This window comes from candidate division WOR-3 bacterium (assembly GCA_039802005.1).
Taxonomy (GTDB): domain Bacteria; phylum Hydrothermota; class Tepidihabitantia; order SM23-42; family JAOAFX01; genus JAOAFX01.
Genome location: JBDRVV010000013.1, coordinates 1 through 15,495 on the forward strand (window position 1 = coordinate 1; position 15,495 = coordinate 15,495).

A 15,495-nucleotide genomic window follows, 5' to 3' on the forward strand; every position below is an offset into this window, starting at 1 on the left:
CCAGGAGAAGTTGTTAGTAGATATGAGGCACCGCGCGGAGAGAATATTCATTATATCAAATCAAATGGCACAGATAAACCAGAACGCTTGAAAGTTAGGGCGCCGACACTGGCGAATTATCCGGCGACAATTTATATGTTAAAAAATGGATTTATTGCGGATATTCCGCTCATATTTGCAGCGATAGACCCGTGTATCTGTTGTGCGGAGCGGGTGATTCAGATTGATGACATAAAGACAAAAAAGACAAAGATTATGACGATGGCGGAATTGCGCAAATGGTCAATTGAGTTTTATAAAAAGAATCCACCGAAGAAGGAAGTAATATGGCCATTGTGATTGCAAGTTCTAAACAATATCGTACCAAAGGTTTTTGGTTTAGGTTTAGAAATGTGATAGGGCTTGGTTTGTGGGTTTTGTTGACCAGACAATTCCCTAAACCTGTAAACAAAATCCTATCCTGTTTCTTAACCCAAACCTTTAAACCATTTTTAAAGATTTGTTTGGGATTTGTCACATTAGGGTGGTGATTATGGCAACTATAAAGACGGTGTTATACTTATTCATATATCCAGGTTTCCTATTTCTATTTTTGTATTCCACCTTTGCTGAATGGGTGGATAGGAAATTCTATGCACGATTGCAGAACAGGATTGGACCATTATATACCGGTCCGCGTGGTGTGTTACAGCCGATTGCGGATTTTATAAAACTGATGGCTAAGGAAGATATCATTCCAGAAAAGGCAGATAAAGGGATGTTTTCAGCACTGCCGGTATTTTCCCTTGCATGTGTGGCAACAGCGGCAATGTATCTACCGGTCTGGCATTATGAATCCTGGGCTACTTTCAATTCATTCCAGGGTGATTTGATTGTGGTATTATTTTTATTAAGTCTGCCGACCCTTGCCTTTTTCCTTGCCGGCTGGCATTCAACGAATCTATTTTCTATTGTTGGTGGTGTCCGTGTCTTGACGATGTTATTTGGTTATGAGGTACCTTTATTCTTGGCAGTATTGAGCCCGGCAATACTTGCTGGTTCCTGGCGGATCATAGAGATAACCTGGTTCTTTCAGGAGAAACCACTACTTCTATTGGTGAATATAATTGGTTTCTTTATTGCGTTAATTGCCCTTCAGGCAAAACTGGAGCGTGTACCATTTGATGTTCCCCATGCGGAGACTGAAATTGTTGGTGGCACATTTACCGAATATTCAGGGAAAAAACTCGCATTTTTCAGATTGCTTTCAGATATTGAAATGGTCGTTGGTGCAGGACTGATTGCCGCAGTATTTTTAGGCGGATTTCCAGGTGGATTGATACCGGGGTTTATATTATTTATTATTAAGACCTTGATTGTGATACTTTTACTCTCGGCGATTCGTGCGGTCTGTGCAAGGATTCGTATTGACCAGGTTGTATCATTCTCCTGGCGCTATCTTGCCCCGCTTGCGGTTTTGCAGTTATTGATTGTGATAATCGTTAAATATTTTGTTTTATGAATGGAGAAATGAGAATGCCCGTATTTATTAGAAAGTCAAAATCCGAAATGCGGAATTTAGAAAAATGGTTAAACGTTTTGCGGTTGCGAAATGCGATTCGGTTTCAAAAAACAGCTTCGTTTAACGAACAACGACAAACGATACGCTTTTCGCAACCAACTAACGATAGAGTGTCAGTTGAATTATTGAAATTTGGAATTTGTTTCGGATTTCGTGCTTCGAATTTCGGATTTGGAGGAGTGGTATTATGAAAATTGCAGCATTCTTACCTGAGTTAGTTCGCCATATTTTCAAAAAACCTGCAACGGTAAAATATCCCTTTGAAAAACTTGAGGTGCCTAAGGGATTCAGGGGGACGCCGATTTTAACACCGGAAAAATGTATTGTCTGTTATGCCTGCCAGCGCGACTGTCCGGCAGAGGCGATTGAGATAACAACGGTCAATGAGGCAGAAAAGAAATTCAAAATGGTGATTCACAATGACCGATGTGTCCATTGTGAGCAGTGTGCAGAGAGTTGCCCGGTGGATGCGATAAAATTAAATACCGAGTTTGAACTCGCAGCCTTGAGTCGGTGGGACTTAAAGGAAGAATATATCTACACAAAGGCAAGCCCCAAGGCAAAGACCGAAACGAAATAATCCTGTAAAAATCTCGTTTTTTTCGTTATACAGTTTAACTGCCCGTATCGGCAATCGTTTTTGTTATACGAAAATAATGCAGGACAAGTCTCTAAAGATTTGCCCTACATTTATGGGATTATAGTATGGTAGGAGCGGTTTCCAACCGCGATAAAATATAGTGGAATCTTTATCTTTTTCTCAACATGTCAATCAAAAATCTTGATGGTAATTGCTGTCGGCCCGAACGGTATTTGGGATATAAAAGATAGAGCCTTTTCTGGGCACGGGTGACTGCCACATAGCAGAGTCTTCTTTCTTCTTCAAGGTCTCTTGGCTCAGATAAACTCTTGGTCATTGGAAATATCTCTTCTACAAGGTCCACGACAAAGACCACAGGAAATTCCATTCCCTTGGCACTGTGCACGGTCATCAATTTCACGGTATCCTTTGCCCAGTCAGCAAGGTCCATTTCTTGATACAATTTCAAATCACTCAAGAATTTTCCAATCCCTGTTTCAGTATAATTCTGGGCGAAATTTAAAAATTCTTCAAGATTCTCGGATTTTAATTTCAATATTCCGACCAATTCATTGATAATGGTGTAGGGTGATAATACATTTAGATTCTGGATATGGTGCTCGACAATCTTTTCCAATTTATTTTGCACGCTCTTTGTGACTCTGAAAATAGAAACCCCCTGGGTGATAGATTCTTGAGATATTTCAGCAGATTTGCAGATATTTAAAAATTCAAGGTATTCTATGATTGACTTGAATTCTTCTTTCTCATAAAATGTTGTGCCACGAATAGTTGTAAAAGGAATACCTGCCTTTGATAAACCTTCTTCATAACTTTTACCGAGATAATTCATGCGATAGAGAATGACAATATCGCGATAAGCAAAATCCAGTTCTGCAAGGTCTTTTATTTCTTTAACAATATAATCAATTTCGTCGTTTATTGAGTCCGCTGCATAGAAAATTACATCACCGGTCTCTAAGTTGGGAATGGCGGTCGTTTCTCGCTGCATCAGGTTATTGGCAATTTCAAGGATTGATTGGGGAAGGCGGAAACTTCGATTGAGATGGAATATTTTGACATCTTTGAAATCCCGGGCGACCCGATAAATGATTTCTTTGCTTGCGCCCCGCCAGCCATATATTGCTTGATCTTCATCACCAGTAAAGAAAAAGTTATCTCTCAATAGCAGGGAGATAAATTTATACTGGGCGGGATTTATATCCTGGAGTTCGTCAACAAAGATATATTCAAACATACTTTGATAATGTTCCCGTAGATCTTGATATTCTTCTAATAACTTTGTGGCATAAATAATCAGGTCGTCATAATCAAGAATATTGTTATCTTTCAGGTACTGCTGATATTCTTTATAAATTTTGAGACAGACCTTCTGCCATTCATTTGCCGGTGCAAATTTTTCCGGGGTAATTCCTTTTGCCTTGAGTATTTCGATCGTTCTGATTATCGCATTCATTTTATACTTTCCGGTTTCAGTCTTCAATAATGGAAATATTTTTCTTGGTTCTTCAATAATGAAATCTTCACAGATATCAAGCCGTTCGCAATCGCGACGAAGAATTCTCAGGGCAACGGTGTGGAATGTGCCAATCCAAAAGTCATACTGGGGCGACGGAACAAACTGGCTCAGTCGTGTCTTTATATCATTTGCTGCTTTATTGGTAAATGCACAGACAAGGATACGCGATGGTGGAATACCTTTCTCAATGAGTTTTAAAATTCCATAGACAAGGCTTGTAGTCTTACCGCAACCCGCCTGTCCCAGAACAAGTATTTTGCCATCAAGGTTGTTTATTATCTGCTCCTGGTCCGGGGTCAATTTTAATTCACCTTTCTTCTTTTCAGGGACACCTATCGTTGACTCAATTTTTATACCTTTTGTTTGTTTCTTTAAAATTTTCGTTATTGCTTCTGAATCAGGTCTTAATTCAGGATTTGTATTAAGGCATTTTATGATAATATCTTCAAGGTATCCAGGTAGATTTGGTCTTACCATACTCGGAATTAACAACTTACTCTTTTCAATCTTCTTTTTTAAACCATCAAGGTTGTCATCAAGAAAAGGCGGGATGCCAGTGAGTAGTTCATAAAAGATAACACCGATACTCCAGATATCAGACTTCTCGCTGAATTTTCCCGACCATACCTCGGGTGCCATATAGATTGGCGTGCCGGCAGTTGATGCCGCAATTGAGCCGGTCTTTAAAAAACGGGCAAGTCCGAAATCAGTAATCTTGATTGTGTTATTTTCGGTTATTAAGATGTTCTCAGGTTTTAAATCACGATGGAGCACACCAGTTTTATGCGCATAACTTATTCCATCAAGTATCTGCTGGGCAATATTTAAGAATTCATTTATCTCAATGCCCCCTTCTTTTATGATTTCTCTTAAAGTTTTGCCTTTTATGTATTCCATCACAAGGACAAACTTATTTTCAATGAAATCTATATTATAAAAACGGACGATATTGGGATGATTTAAAGAGGCAAGGAGTTTTGCCTCATCCTTGAGCATTACGATTTCTTCTTTGCGCATCCGGGAAATCTTTAAGGCAAATTGAGTTTCAAGGATTGTGTCATAAGCCAGAAAGACATCGCCGAATCGGCCGCCGCCGAGCCATTCAATGATTTCGTATTTACCGAGTTTTTTTAGAAGCATTGGATTTTTGCATCAGCAAGCTGATGCACTCCGGGGAAAGGAGCATCAGCAAGCTGATGCACTCCATAACTAAAATAATACCTGGAGTGCAGTAGCTTGCTACTGCGTTGTAGAAGAATGGAGTGCAGTAGCTTGCTATTGCGTTGCAGAAGAATGGAGTGCAGTAGCTTGCTACTGCGTGGTTTAACCCGGAAATGCAGAGATATGCACAGGGGCATTTTTATAAAAAACCATCTGACCGACTAACTTTCTACCTTTAAATCCTTTATGCCCGGATTTACTATCAAAACCAGTCTCAATTATAGTTTGTTTTAGATTTTTAAAAAAGTTTTCCACATGAGGTTTGGTCCCTGTACTCCGCTGGTATTCAATCGCATCCAGTGCATAACTGCGCAGCAATTTCTTTTCAAATTTATGATATATCTCAGAAGAAGCAAATATATCACAACCAAGTATAGTATGTCCAGCAACACCCAAAAATCCGACCGTATTATGATTTAACCCATCAAATCCCTCAACATAACGTTCAATCTCATCGTTAAGATTATCAAATATTTCATGCATAGATGAAGTTTTTGATTTTGTCCTGGTGACCGTCAATTTCCTATCAATTTCTTTCCATACTTGATGCTGAGTATCAGTTTTTTTACTATCCGAAGATGCAAGAATGGAGCGAATTCTCGGATACGAACAATAGCCCGTTCTGAATCCACCAATCTCTTCCCATCTTTTCTCTTCGGCACATATCACCGGTATTTGACTGCGCGAATGTGGTTGAGCAACGAATGATTGCGCAATTATACGGTTCTGCATAGAACCGGTTATTTCTTCACCATCAATCATCAGCACGGGAGAATCACCCTTGTTGTCAAATATTATTTTGTTTACATCAGGTGTGGCAAGTTCACAAAAACTTGCTATACCCGTAGCGATAAGATTATCAATGGTATCAATTTGTGCGTTTCCATTATTTCCATCATTTTTTACTGGATAGAGCATCAAATTTCTTAAAAATATTGGTTCACCGAGATTTAATTTCGTGAAATCCATAAGACCTCCTATGGAGCATAAAAAACCCCAAAATGCCAGGTGGTGGACCAATCTGTATACCAGGTCCACTTATGATTATAGGCGCGGACGCGCCAGAAATAAAAGCCATTTCTTGAAACTGTATATGCTGTGGAACATACTTCCGCATTTACCAGTGGAGCATAGGGTAAAGCGGTTGTATCATTCGCAACTTGCAATTGGTAGTATTCTACATCTTCAACAACGCTCCACTTTAATTTAACATCATGAGGATATGGTGTTGCAAACCAGATGGAAGTATCATTTCTTGGACTAATCAACTGTGGAGCAGAAGGTGGTGGATAAAGAGAATCAAAGGGCGGCTCGTATTCATTGGGATTTTTGCAACTGATATTAAAATTAAGGCAAATTATCATAATGGGAAGCAAAATACAACCCCCCATAATGATTTTAATTGCGGGAAATTTGTTTTTAATACCCATATTTTTCTCCTATCTTTTTATTTTTAGCACATAAAGATTATTTCTCATTAGATTATTCAATCTATAACCCCCAATCACTGCTGTTGAACCATCTACCAACAAAAAACGGCCATATTCATAAAGGTAATCTCCATAAGTTTTTTCTTTAATCAGATTACCTGTTTCATCAATACATAGAAAGTACAAGTCACTACCATTTATTCCTGCAGTGCCTACAATTAAATATTTACCGTCAGGACATTGCTCAACGGCATAACCGTTGTCGGTATAATTGGTGCCATAAGTTTTTTCCCAGACTTTATTGCCGTTGTTGTCTAACTTTAAGATATAAACATTGCCGTTGCCACCGACAACCATAAAACCATTATCACTGGTTTGTATCACCCTATTACCCACATCACTCCCTGCTCCACCATAATTTTTTATCCATTGTGCTACTCCGTTAGCATCAGTTTTAATTACATAGATATCACCATTACTTGCAAAAGAATAGGTATATCCGGCAATGATAAAGCCGTTATCATTACATTTTTTAACAGAATTCCCGCAATCTATATCCAGCCCGCCATATGTTCTTGTCCAGAGCGTATCTCCGTTAATATTAGTTCTGATTAACAACACATCATTATTCTGATAAGAGCCTGCCATACCTGTTATTATATATCCATCTTGCAATATATCTACATCATACCCGTTATCAGTTAGTGAAAATGTAAAAACTTTTTGCCACATAGAGTTGCCCTGATTATCAGTCTTTATTAAATAAACATCTCCATTGTCATCACCGAAGGATTTAGTTGTTCCTGTTATTATGAAACCTCCGTCAGTCGTGGTTTTAACTGAATATCCATAATCATCTAAACCACCGCCATATGTTTTTTCCCAGACAATTCCGCCAGTGGTATCAATCTTTATTAAATACACATCATATCCACCTGCACCGTAAGACTTTGTTGCGCCAACAATCACATAACAATTATCCAGGGATTTAGTAATTGAATAACCATAGTCATCATCATAACCACCGTATTCTTTGGTCCAGAACAGGTCGGTTCCGATGGTCAGAATATGTGGTTCAGACCATTCTGATTCAAGATTTTTTGTATCCTTTGCCTTTGCCCTTATTGCGTAACTGCCTTGCTCTCCATAAAAATGTATCATTGATACTGTATCACCAGAACCAACCAATGGACTCCAGTTTGATTCATTTCCATCACCCCAATCAAATTTTATTGCAATACTATCTCCATCAGGGTCCGAACTCCAGGTAAAGAAAGTATAATTATCAACAACACCAGAATCAGGGCCACTTGGAATTGATGGGGTCTCAGGCGGTCTGTTGGATTTACAGGTGGTTAACATTAAAGACTCTATTAGAAATAAAATTGCTAATAACCTAAAAAACTTCATTTTTACCTCCACTTATTGAGGAATTTTAAGGTAAATATCGTCAAAATCAACTTTCACGGATGTTCCCGCCTCGTGGCTAAACACATACAATCCCCAGTAACCATTTTCAAAGGCAGTATTTATTAAAGAGACAGGGAATAAATATATATCATCCAGATAAATAGGTAATGCATCACCCGCCTGAACTGCTTTGAGCGTATGGAATACGCCTTCTGTTGTTTCTCGTATCTTTGTATAAAAAACTGTTAACGAACCATTTTTCATTAGGCGATATTGCACCGAAGTTTTTGTAATTTTTATGGAATAAAAATTTAAACTATCCTGGTACCATAATAGAATTCCTGTTTCCCAATTTTGGCCGGAAACCGGGGATACCATGAATTTAAAACTAAATTTAAATGCATGCGTGCGGTTTCTAAAAAAAGTTATTGCAGGATTGGTATTATCAGTATCAGTTCCAGTATAAATATGATTGCCATTTGAATCCTCTGATATACGCCAATCCCCACTGACAGTAATAAACCCGTATGGTACAGAATTTATTTCATCGTCTTCAAAGTGGAAGGTGTTAAAAAAAATTCTATAATTCGTAAGTTTTTTTCCAGCCCAAAGACTTTCATTTTCAATTATAATATTGGCAAAGTATTTTGTTTGCGCAGTTATTTTATATATTCCTGGGTCTATCCTCGTAAAAGAAAAGCATCCATCAGCATCGCTCGTCTCCGCTTGGACGATGTTGTTATTGTAATTTAAAAGGTTTATTATTGCACCGGTGATAGTAAGAGAATCTGGTTCATAGACATAACCCTGCACTTCTGCCTTATCAGGATTTTTGGGGTCGTATTTGTTGCTGCGCGGTGCATTTATACAATGGGAGAATAATGAAATAAATATAACCAAAGGGATAGTAAGTATTTTTCTCATATCAAAATTTAATTTTGTATTCAATTTTTATGGATTTTTGTTCAGGAACAAAATATATGGAATTGCTGCCATCATTTGAAATATCAACTTTCAAATCAGCGAAGAGTGCATCCAGAATACTATAAAGGTAGAATCCTGCAAAGACCGAAGAACTTAAAAGAAATATATGATACGACCTGTTATAAGTATTATAGAATTCATCCATATATTCAACACTATCAGGTCCAAGTTCGAGATATTCGTTTTTTTTATTTTCTGTCTCCATCCACAAATATATTGATGAGGCAAGGCTCAAGGATGCACCGAGCATTATTAATTTTCCTTTTTTATCTTCACCTTTTATCAATTGTCCAGTCCCAGGTATAAAGCAGGAACACATTGCAGATTCTTGGGCAATCTCTTTTTTTGCATCATTTATAATTGCTATTACCGATGAATCGGCATCGTCTTTATTCAATTTAAATTTAGGATTGAGTTTTAGCAAAATTTTGAAATGCTCCTTAGCGGAAATTTTATCATTTATCTTAGCATAACTTAGTGCTAAGTATTTATGGGCATCAAGCTTTTCTATTTTGCTTAAATTTGGTAATACGACTTCAAGTGTTTTTATTGTGCCAACATAATTTTCTTTCTGGTAGCAATCCTTTGCAGTATCTATATAGTTATCTACTTTCTCGGTATCATTTTTCTGAGAGAATAACATGCCCAAAATTAAAAATACTGCACAAAAAACTCTGCTCATAGATTTATTTTTATACCAATCCTTGCCCGTCTTGGGGCAGTATATGCCGCAACCCAGTCATCGGTTGCAATGATTAATGCTCTAAAGGAATGGAATGTTTCGTAAGGAGTCATAATACCGTCATGATTGAAATCTGCAGCCGGGCTATAATATGGATTGGTCAGTGAAAGAAAGTCATTAAAATCTTCAGCCCTGATTTTTTCCAGAGACATTAAAGGATAATGAGGTGCAACTTCATAACGCTGATCAAGAAGATTGATTACTTCTAATTGTAGATTGAAAGATATTCTATTGATATTGAATCCTTTTGCTATTACACAATCAATCTGACGCTGGAAGGGTAGATGGAAAATATTGCGCTCTTCGTATTTACCCAAATATCCGGGCGGGGTGTAAGGAAAACCATTGCCAAAATAGGCAAGAAGATAGATATTTGTCCCTAAGGGACCTTTTAATCCACCTTGAATGAAAATACGGTGACGTTGGTCAAAGTTCAAATAGTAATCTTGTGTTGGTTTGCTCACAGAAGTATCTGCATACTCACCCGCATAAGAACTCGTACCTTTTGCCCAGGAAAGGGTGTATGAGATTTTTCCTGAGAAGAAATTGTTGCTATATTCTAAGATGGTTTCCATTCCTTTGATATTGGCATATTCAACATTATAATACTGAAAATACCCAAGGGGCAATTGCATAACATAGCGTGTGCCCGTCAAGTCTGAAACATCTTTGTAAAAAAGATTTGTTGTTGCAGTGAGATTTTCTTTGACCAATCCCTGAAATCCGATTTCATAACTCAATGTCTTCTCAGGTCTTAACTCAGGATTTCCCACAATTGATATGAAATTGTAGTATTGTGGTGCAAGAGGCAGAAGCTCATAAAAAGAATAGACATAATCATATAGGGGCGGCTGGACATATCTGCCGATATTCGCACGGAAAAGGAAATTTTCGGTTACCAGAAATGAGCAGCCTATTCTGGGTGAGATATTTATCTGGGGTTTCGCACCTTCAATATCCACCGCATAGTAGTCATAGCGTGCGCCAAGTTTCGCATAGAAACCTTTAATATCAACATTGTCCTGGACATAAACAGAATATTCCTTTGGTTGATGATTGTAAACATCCGCAATTGGATTCAAGGTATCAGTGCAGACAAAATATGTAAAATTATCAAGGTTCTGATAGATATATTCAACCCCGGCTTTTAATTCATGATACTGATGGAGTTGGAGGTTGGCTTTAAAGTTGATATTATACACTTCTGAATTCTTTTCCTGATACTGGGGATAATCACCTTCACTAATAACTTTATAATGAGCTACACCAAATGGATTCCTGTGGGTTCCCCGGGGCCATTTCAGTGTTCGGTAATCGCGAAATTTGAAATCATCAAATATCCCATAATTACCTGACTCACGCACACCATAAGTTTTTTGTGTATACAGTCTACTGACCGTGAGATTGAATAATTTTGTATTATCGGGCAGATAGTTTAAATTTATTGCGGCGAGTTCACCCTTGCGCATATCCGAACGATAATGGTCAAGATAGAATTTAAAAAATGGATCTGGACCCGAATATCGGTCAAATTGACTTCTTGATTTTGCCCCACTCACACTAAACTTAATCTTGCCTGAAGGTGTAAAGAGCCATTTGCTGTAGATTGAATAATCTCCTCTTTGTTTATGGGGCAATATATATAATCTTGGGTCCCAATCCTGGGTTTGCATAATATCTATTGAGGCAAGCCCCTGCAAGTTTCTTGTGGCAGGTAAATGAATTGTGGATTGATAATTCTCATAACCAAAGTCATAATAAAAAGGCATAATCTTTTCGGTCTTGGCATACAGATTTCCCTGTAACTTTTTCTGCGGTCTTTCTGAGATTAAATTCACCACCCCGGACATTGCCCGACCATATTCGGCATCAAAACCTCCAGGCAGAAATATCACTTCTTCAACAATCCCTTTTGATATTTCAATTGCGACATCCCCGGTCTGGGGATCAATAATTGAAACATTATCAACCATATACTGGACTTCAGTTGCCCTACCACCACGGACATGTAAGGCAGTATCGGTCTTTGCCACGGCTGCCTGGAATGTGATTACAGCAGGTGTATAATCAACAGGCAATGTGGCAATCTCGGCTTTACGCACAATCTGGGTTGTAGCGACATAATCCTTTTTTATCGTTGGAGTTTCTCCATAAACCGTAACCGGTGCAATCTCAATGGCAGTCTGTTTCAATGTGACATTGAGTCTTGTGGTTCGGTCAACTTCAACCAGGACATTTTCAATCCTCTTTGTCTGATAGCCCAGGCACGAGACTTCAATTGTGTACCTCCCTGAAGGCACATTTAAGATAAAAAAATTGCCATTGTCATCAGTTGCTGCACCCATTTCAGTATTTAAAATAATTACATCGGCAAAGGTAATCGGTTCTTTGGTATCTTCATCCTTTACTACACCCTGAATCTTGCCAGTAATGCCGGTAAAAAGAATTGTAATCAAGATAAAATTGACCATTTTTCCTCCACGATGTTCTAATTATAACTATGATTTTTTAAAAATCAAGTTGTTTGTAAGTCATTTACGCAATAATTTAATTGCTTACAATAACAATTGTAGTATTCAAACTATAGTTTCCTTTTTCCAACAGTACCAGATATACGCCTGAATTCAAATCCCTAAATGAGTAGTTTAATGCATATCTTCCTGCATTCTTAAACCCATTTTCAATTATCCTTACCAGCCTGCCATCAATGGAATAGACTTTTAAAGAAATATGCCCTGCTTCAGGAATAGTATAAGTAATCACCGCATTATCCCGCACCGGATTGGGGGAAATATTTAAAGAAAATTTTTGTGGTTTTTCCTGTTTCTGCTCTTGGATACCCGTAATCGCCTGCCTGCCCCAGTACCACCTTGCCGGATGAGAATACTGCCAGCCCTTCCAGCACATCCATATCGGGTCTAAATCCGCAACCATATCCTGACCAAAGACATAAAAGAATTGATTATTCTGGGTATCAATCCGCTTGGCAATTTGCGCCAGCCCATGCCGATAACCAAAACTGCCTGTAATATTACGCGGTGTATGCCAGTTCAACCCACCATCCGTTGAATAATTATAATACAGATTCCAAAACGCCAGTGAATCCTGTCCCGCTCCTGCCTGGGAATGCCAGAGACCAATGAGATAATCTCCACCCGTAGCAATCGTGGGATAGAAGTTCCTATTTAAGCCAGTAGATATTTCTCTACATACCTGCCCTGAACCCGGTGAGACATAGATTTTCCCAGTCGTTGGATAATTGCCAGCAATATAATCCTGATAATCAATATTATCAAATATCAATTTGGGCTCACCATTGTCCATAACCACGGCCTGGGTCCAGAAGACCAAATTGGAATCAAAGGGCTCAGGCCAGACCATATTGTAAACCTGTTCTGATGACCAGTTTATGCCATCGGTTGTCGTGCGGTAGTAGATATTCAAGAGTGTATCATAGTAAAAGATATAGGCAATACCATTATTAATATCAAATCCCCAGTATCTACGATAATCAGGATTGATATAACCACCCGCCAGATGGGTCGTGAGATTACAATTGTAGGTGCGATAGATAAGACGGATGCGCCCTGAAAGATCATTTTCAACCATTCCAATAAAGATAAGATTACCGTTGGGTAGTTGTTTGCCAACATTCCGCATTGTGTTTACAATACCTGGTCCTAAATCAGTTGGCGCATCCCAGTATGAGGACCACCAGCCACCGGTTTCAAATTGCGCAACCAATCTTGAAGAAGCTACATATCCGCAATTATAAGAGATATGTGGTCCACTTCCCGCGGTATTAAATCCCGAGGCAATTGAATTGGGATAATGACACGCACCAAATTGTCCAGTATATACGCCAAAGTCAGTTAGTGATAGAGTAAAGAAATTATCGGTCTGTGAAACACTTAAATTTAATCCCGATAGGTAACTTCTACACACAAACTGTAGTCCGGCAACCATTGGATTATATGACAAACATTCTTGTATTTGAGTCCACATTGACCAGGCTGTACCCGAGTCTATTACAAAAAAATCATTTGACATAATCACAGGTGTATGTGGTTGATTGTATAATCCTGGTGCTTCTGAAGACATCGGCTCATGACTCACAATATCTATCGGCAAGGTTATTGCTATAATTATATTAAACACAATCAGAAGCAAGAAGACAAGTCTCATCATTCCTCCTTAATTACACAATAATATTATACTCAAAAAAAAAAAATAGTCAAGGGTATAATGCAATAGGGTGGGAATTCTTCCCACCCTTGCAATGAAACCCGCACAGAAGATTATAAAATCGGGAAGCAAGCGCTTCCACAACAACCCGGATAGCATATCATGCTAATTTCAACTTCGGTTTCTCTATTTTTATCTTCCATACAGGTTATCGGTTGGATCAGGATTTCCATCTTAATCACCTCCTTTCATCACTTGCCCTTTATCCAGGGCAGTCTTTTCAAGATATTTATTTAATAATCCCCAGAAATGGTCGCATATTGCAGATTTCAACTCACTTTCAGTTTTGCATTTCTTTCTTATAACCTGGCATCCCCCCATACATAATGGCAATAGTTTACAGGATTTGCAGGGTTCTGTATCACAGGGATGCTTTTCAAAAAAGTAGTTTATATACTGCTGATTGGGGATGAATTTACCTTCTTTTATATAACCAACTTCATCTCCGATGTCTAAATGAGAGGTACATTTATAAACGCGGCTGTTTGGACCGACTGTGTATATACCAAAGACTTGTGCTCCACAATAAAAACTTCTTACCGGCAGCGCATTGGGAAATACTGTGTCAATATCTTCTTCTTTGTCACTTGTTATCTTTCTAATTGCTTCATATATTGCGTTATACTCGTGGGCAGAAAATCCTTTTTCTTGAGGTGCGAAATCTGCACATTTTTGAGTATAATCTCTTAATTTCCCGGGGCGTACTACAGTATTCTTACCATATAACCAATCTGTTTTTCTTAAGAATTCAAGTACAGCATTTGCGTTATCTCGGTCAATATTTAATCTAATATCAACATGGTCAAAATATTTTTTTGCGATGATTATTGCCTCTTTTATTCTTCCAAATGTTGGTTTACGGTTTTTAAGTGGCCGGCGTCGGTTATGAACTTCCTCGGGTCCATCAAGGGTTATCTGAATCAATTTTACATTGGAATTTATTAATTCTCGGGCTATTTCTTCGGTTAAAAGATATCCATTAGTAACAATATTCGCCTCATATCTAATTTTATTAGCAGAAGCAATATTTATTAATTCAGAGCTCAATTGTTTGATTCTATCATATGCCAGTAATGGTTCGCCACCATACCAAGAAATTGATATTCCTTCTGGTTTTACCCGTTGTATCTCCGAATTTATGAACTTTAATACATTGTTGCAGTCTTGGATAGTCATTGTTTCATTAATTTCGCTCTCAAAGCAATAAATACAACGAAAATTACATGCCCGAGTAGGGAGCATCGTGATAGAAAGATTTCGCCGTTCAAATGCACCTCTGAAGGCACGGAATTTTACAAATTCAATTTCATTTACATTATCTTCTACAATAAAACCACATTCAAACATTTTTGAAAAAAGATCGTCCCTGTTAGTTCTAAGAGTAAGGTTATTAGGATTTTCTAATAAGTTTGAGACATCACTCAGATCGCAGTTTCGCACAAAAGCCAGTGCTCCAGTATAAGTGTTGTATAAAAGATTAACCTTGCCGTCTGTACTTTTGTACCAATAATTATAGATTGATTGTTTATAATTTTTACTTGTCTTCATTGTTCGTCCCTGTTGCTTACATAAGTTTTTAATGCAAATTTCGTGCCCAGACAAAAATGTTGAAATTTCAGAAGTTTTAATTTTAACTTTTGGGAAAAAGTGTGAAAATTTATACACTATTTATGGACACCATCAAAAACTCACGAAATTTGATAGATTTGTGAAATACAAAAGTGTATACTATTTAAACTCATTTTACACTATTTTTACACCTTTGATTTATTTCTATACCCA

12 protein-coding genes are annotated in these 15,495 nt (G+C 37.9%); 3 read left to right on the forward strand and 9 right to left on the reverse strand.

Going from position 1 to position 15,495, the window contains the following annotated elements:
• The 3 genes from ABIL69_05670 to ABIL69_05680 all read left to right on the forward strand — a co-directional run.
• The coding region (locus ABIL69_05670; GenBank protein ID MEO0123477.1) for an NADH dehydrogenase subunit at positions 1-339 on the forward strand (339 nt) is incomplete at its 5' end.
• A gap of 193 nt (positions 340-532) precedes the next feature.
• Positions 533-1,501: a complex I subunit 1 family protein gene (locus tag ABIL69_05675; protein ID MEO0123478.1), complete on the forward strand. Its 969-nt coding sequence runs from the start codon at positions 533-535 to the stop codon at positions 1,499-1,501.
• A 247-nt stretch (positions 1,502-1,748) separates the two neighbouring features.
• Entirely contained in the window at positions 1,749-2,141 is a 393-nt protein-coding gene (locus tag ABIL69_05680) for a 4Fe-4S binding protein (GenBank protein ID MEO0123479.1), read from the forward strand.
• A gap of 169 nt (positions 2,142-2,310) precedes the next feature.
• Here the strand turns inward: ABIL69_05680 and ABIL69_05685 are convergent, their stop codons facing one another.
• From ABIL69_05685 to ABIL69_05725, 9 genes are all read right to left on the reverse strand, one after another.
• Positions 2,311-4,821, reverse strand: coding sequence for a UvrD-helicase domain-containing protein (locus tag ABIL69_05685; GenBank protein ID MEO0123480.1), 2,511 nt, complete (start codon positions 4,819-4,821; stop codon positions 2,311-2,313).
• A gap of 183 nt (positions 4,822-5,004) precedes the next feature.
• Positions 5,005-5,871, reverse strand: a complete 867-nt coding sequence (locus tag ABIL69_05690; GenBank protein MEO0123481.1) for a DUF6569 family protein — start codon at positions 5,869-5,871, stop codon at positions 5,005-5,007.
• Between the two features lie 8 nt (positions 5,872-5,879).
• On the reverse strand, positions 5,880-6,332 hold the full coding sequence (locus ABIL69_05695) for a hypothetical protein (GenBank protein MEO0123482.1): 453 nt from the start codon (positions 6,330-6,332) through the stop codon (positions 5,880-5,882).
• 9 nt (positions 6,333-6,341) lie between these two features.
• Entirely contained in the window at positions 6,342-7,742 is a 1,401-nt protein-coding gene (locus ABIL69_05700; GenBank protein ID MEO0123483.1) for a hypothetical protein, read from the reverse strand.
• 12 nt (positions 7,743-7,754) lie between these two features.
• Positions 7,755-8,666 carry a carboxypeptidase-like regulatory domain-containing protein gene (locus ABIL69_05705; protein ID MEO0123484.1) on the reverse strand — a complete coding sequence of 304 codons (912 nt, stop codon included), beginning with the start codon at positions 8,664-8,666 and terminating at the stop codon, positions 7,755-7,757.
• 1 nt (position 8,667) lies between these two features.
• Complete coding sequence (locus ABIL69_05710) at positions 8,668-9,408, reverse strand: hypothetical protein (GenBank protein ID MEO0123485.1); 741 nt, start codon at positions 9,406-9,408, stop codon at positions 8,668-8,670.
• Entirely contained in the window at positions 9,405-11,939 is a 2,535-nt protein-coding gene (locus ABIL69_05715) for a TonB-dependent receptor (GenBank protein ID MEO0123486.1), read from the reverse strand. Before ABIL69_05715 ends, ABIL69_05710 begins: the two co-directional genes overlap by 4 nt.
• A 76-nt stretch (positions 11,940-12,015) precedes the next feature.
• Entirely contained in the window at positions 12,016-13,653 is a 1,638-nt protein-coding gene (locus ABIL69_05720; GenBank protein MEO0123487.1) for a T9SS type A sorting domain-containing protein, read from the reverse strand.
• 234 nt (positions 13,654-13,887) lie between these two features.
• Positions 13,888-15,261 (reverse strand): radical SAM protein, encoded by a 1,374-nt coding sequence (locus ABIL69_05725; GenBank protein ID MEO0123488.1) that lies wholly within the window; start codon positions 15,259-15,261, stop codon positions 13,888-13,890.
• Positions 15,262-15,495: the final 234 nt, after the last annotated feature.

What these genes read in the sequence shown, in the direction of transcription:
- ABIL69_05675 (MEO0123478.1), top strand. Translation starts at nt 533, where the DNA reads ATGGCAACTATAAAGACGGTGTTATACTTATTCATATATCCAGGTTTC.
- ABIL69_05680 (MEO0123479.1), top strand. Translation starts at nt 1,749, where the DNA reads ATGAAAATTGCAGCATTCTTACCTGAGTTAGTTCGCCATATTTTCAAA.
- ABIL69_05685 (MEO0123480.1), bottom strand. Translation starts at nt 4,821, where the DNA reads ATGCTTCTAAAAAAACTCGGTAAATACGAAATCATTGAATGGCTCGGC.
- ABIL69_05690 (MEO0123481.1), bottom strand. Translation starts at nt 5,871, where the DNA reads ATGGATTTCACGAAATTAAATCTCGGTGAACCAATATTTTTAAGAAAT.
- ABIL69_05695 (MEO0123482.1), bottom strand. Translation starts at nt 6,332, where the DNA reads ATGGGTATTAAAAACAAATTTCCCGCAATTAAAATCATTATGGGGGGT.
- ABIL69_05700 (MEO0123483.1), bottom strand. Translation starts at nt 7,742, where the DNA reads ATGAAGTTTTTTAGGTTATTAGCAATTTTATTTCTAATAGAGTCTTTA.
- ABIL69_05705 (MEO0123484.1), bottom strand. Translation starts at nt 8,666, where the DNA reads ATGAGAAAAATACTTACTATCCCTTTGGTTATATTTATTTCATTATTC.
- ABIL69_05710 (MEO0123485.1), bottom strand. Translation starts at nt 9,408, where the DNA reads ATGAGCAGAGTTTTTTGTGCAGTATTTTTAATTTTGGGCATGTTATTC.
- ABIL69_05715 (MEO0123486.1), bottom strand. Translation starts at nt 11,939, where the DNA reads ATGGTCAATTTTATCTTGATTACAATTCTTTTTACCGGCATTACTGGC.
- ABIL69_05720 (MEO0123487.1), bottom strand. Translation starts at nt 13,653, where the DNA reads ATGAGACTTGTCTTCTTGCTTCTGATTGTGTTTAATATAATTATAGCA.
- ABIL69_05725 (MEO0123488.1), bottom strand. Translation starts at nt 15,261, where the DNA reads ATGAAGACAAGTAAAAATTATAAACAATCAATCTATAATTATTGGTAC.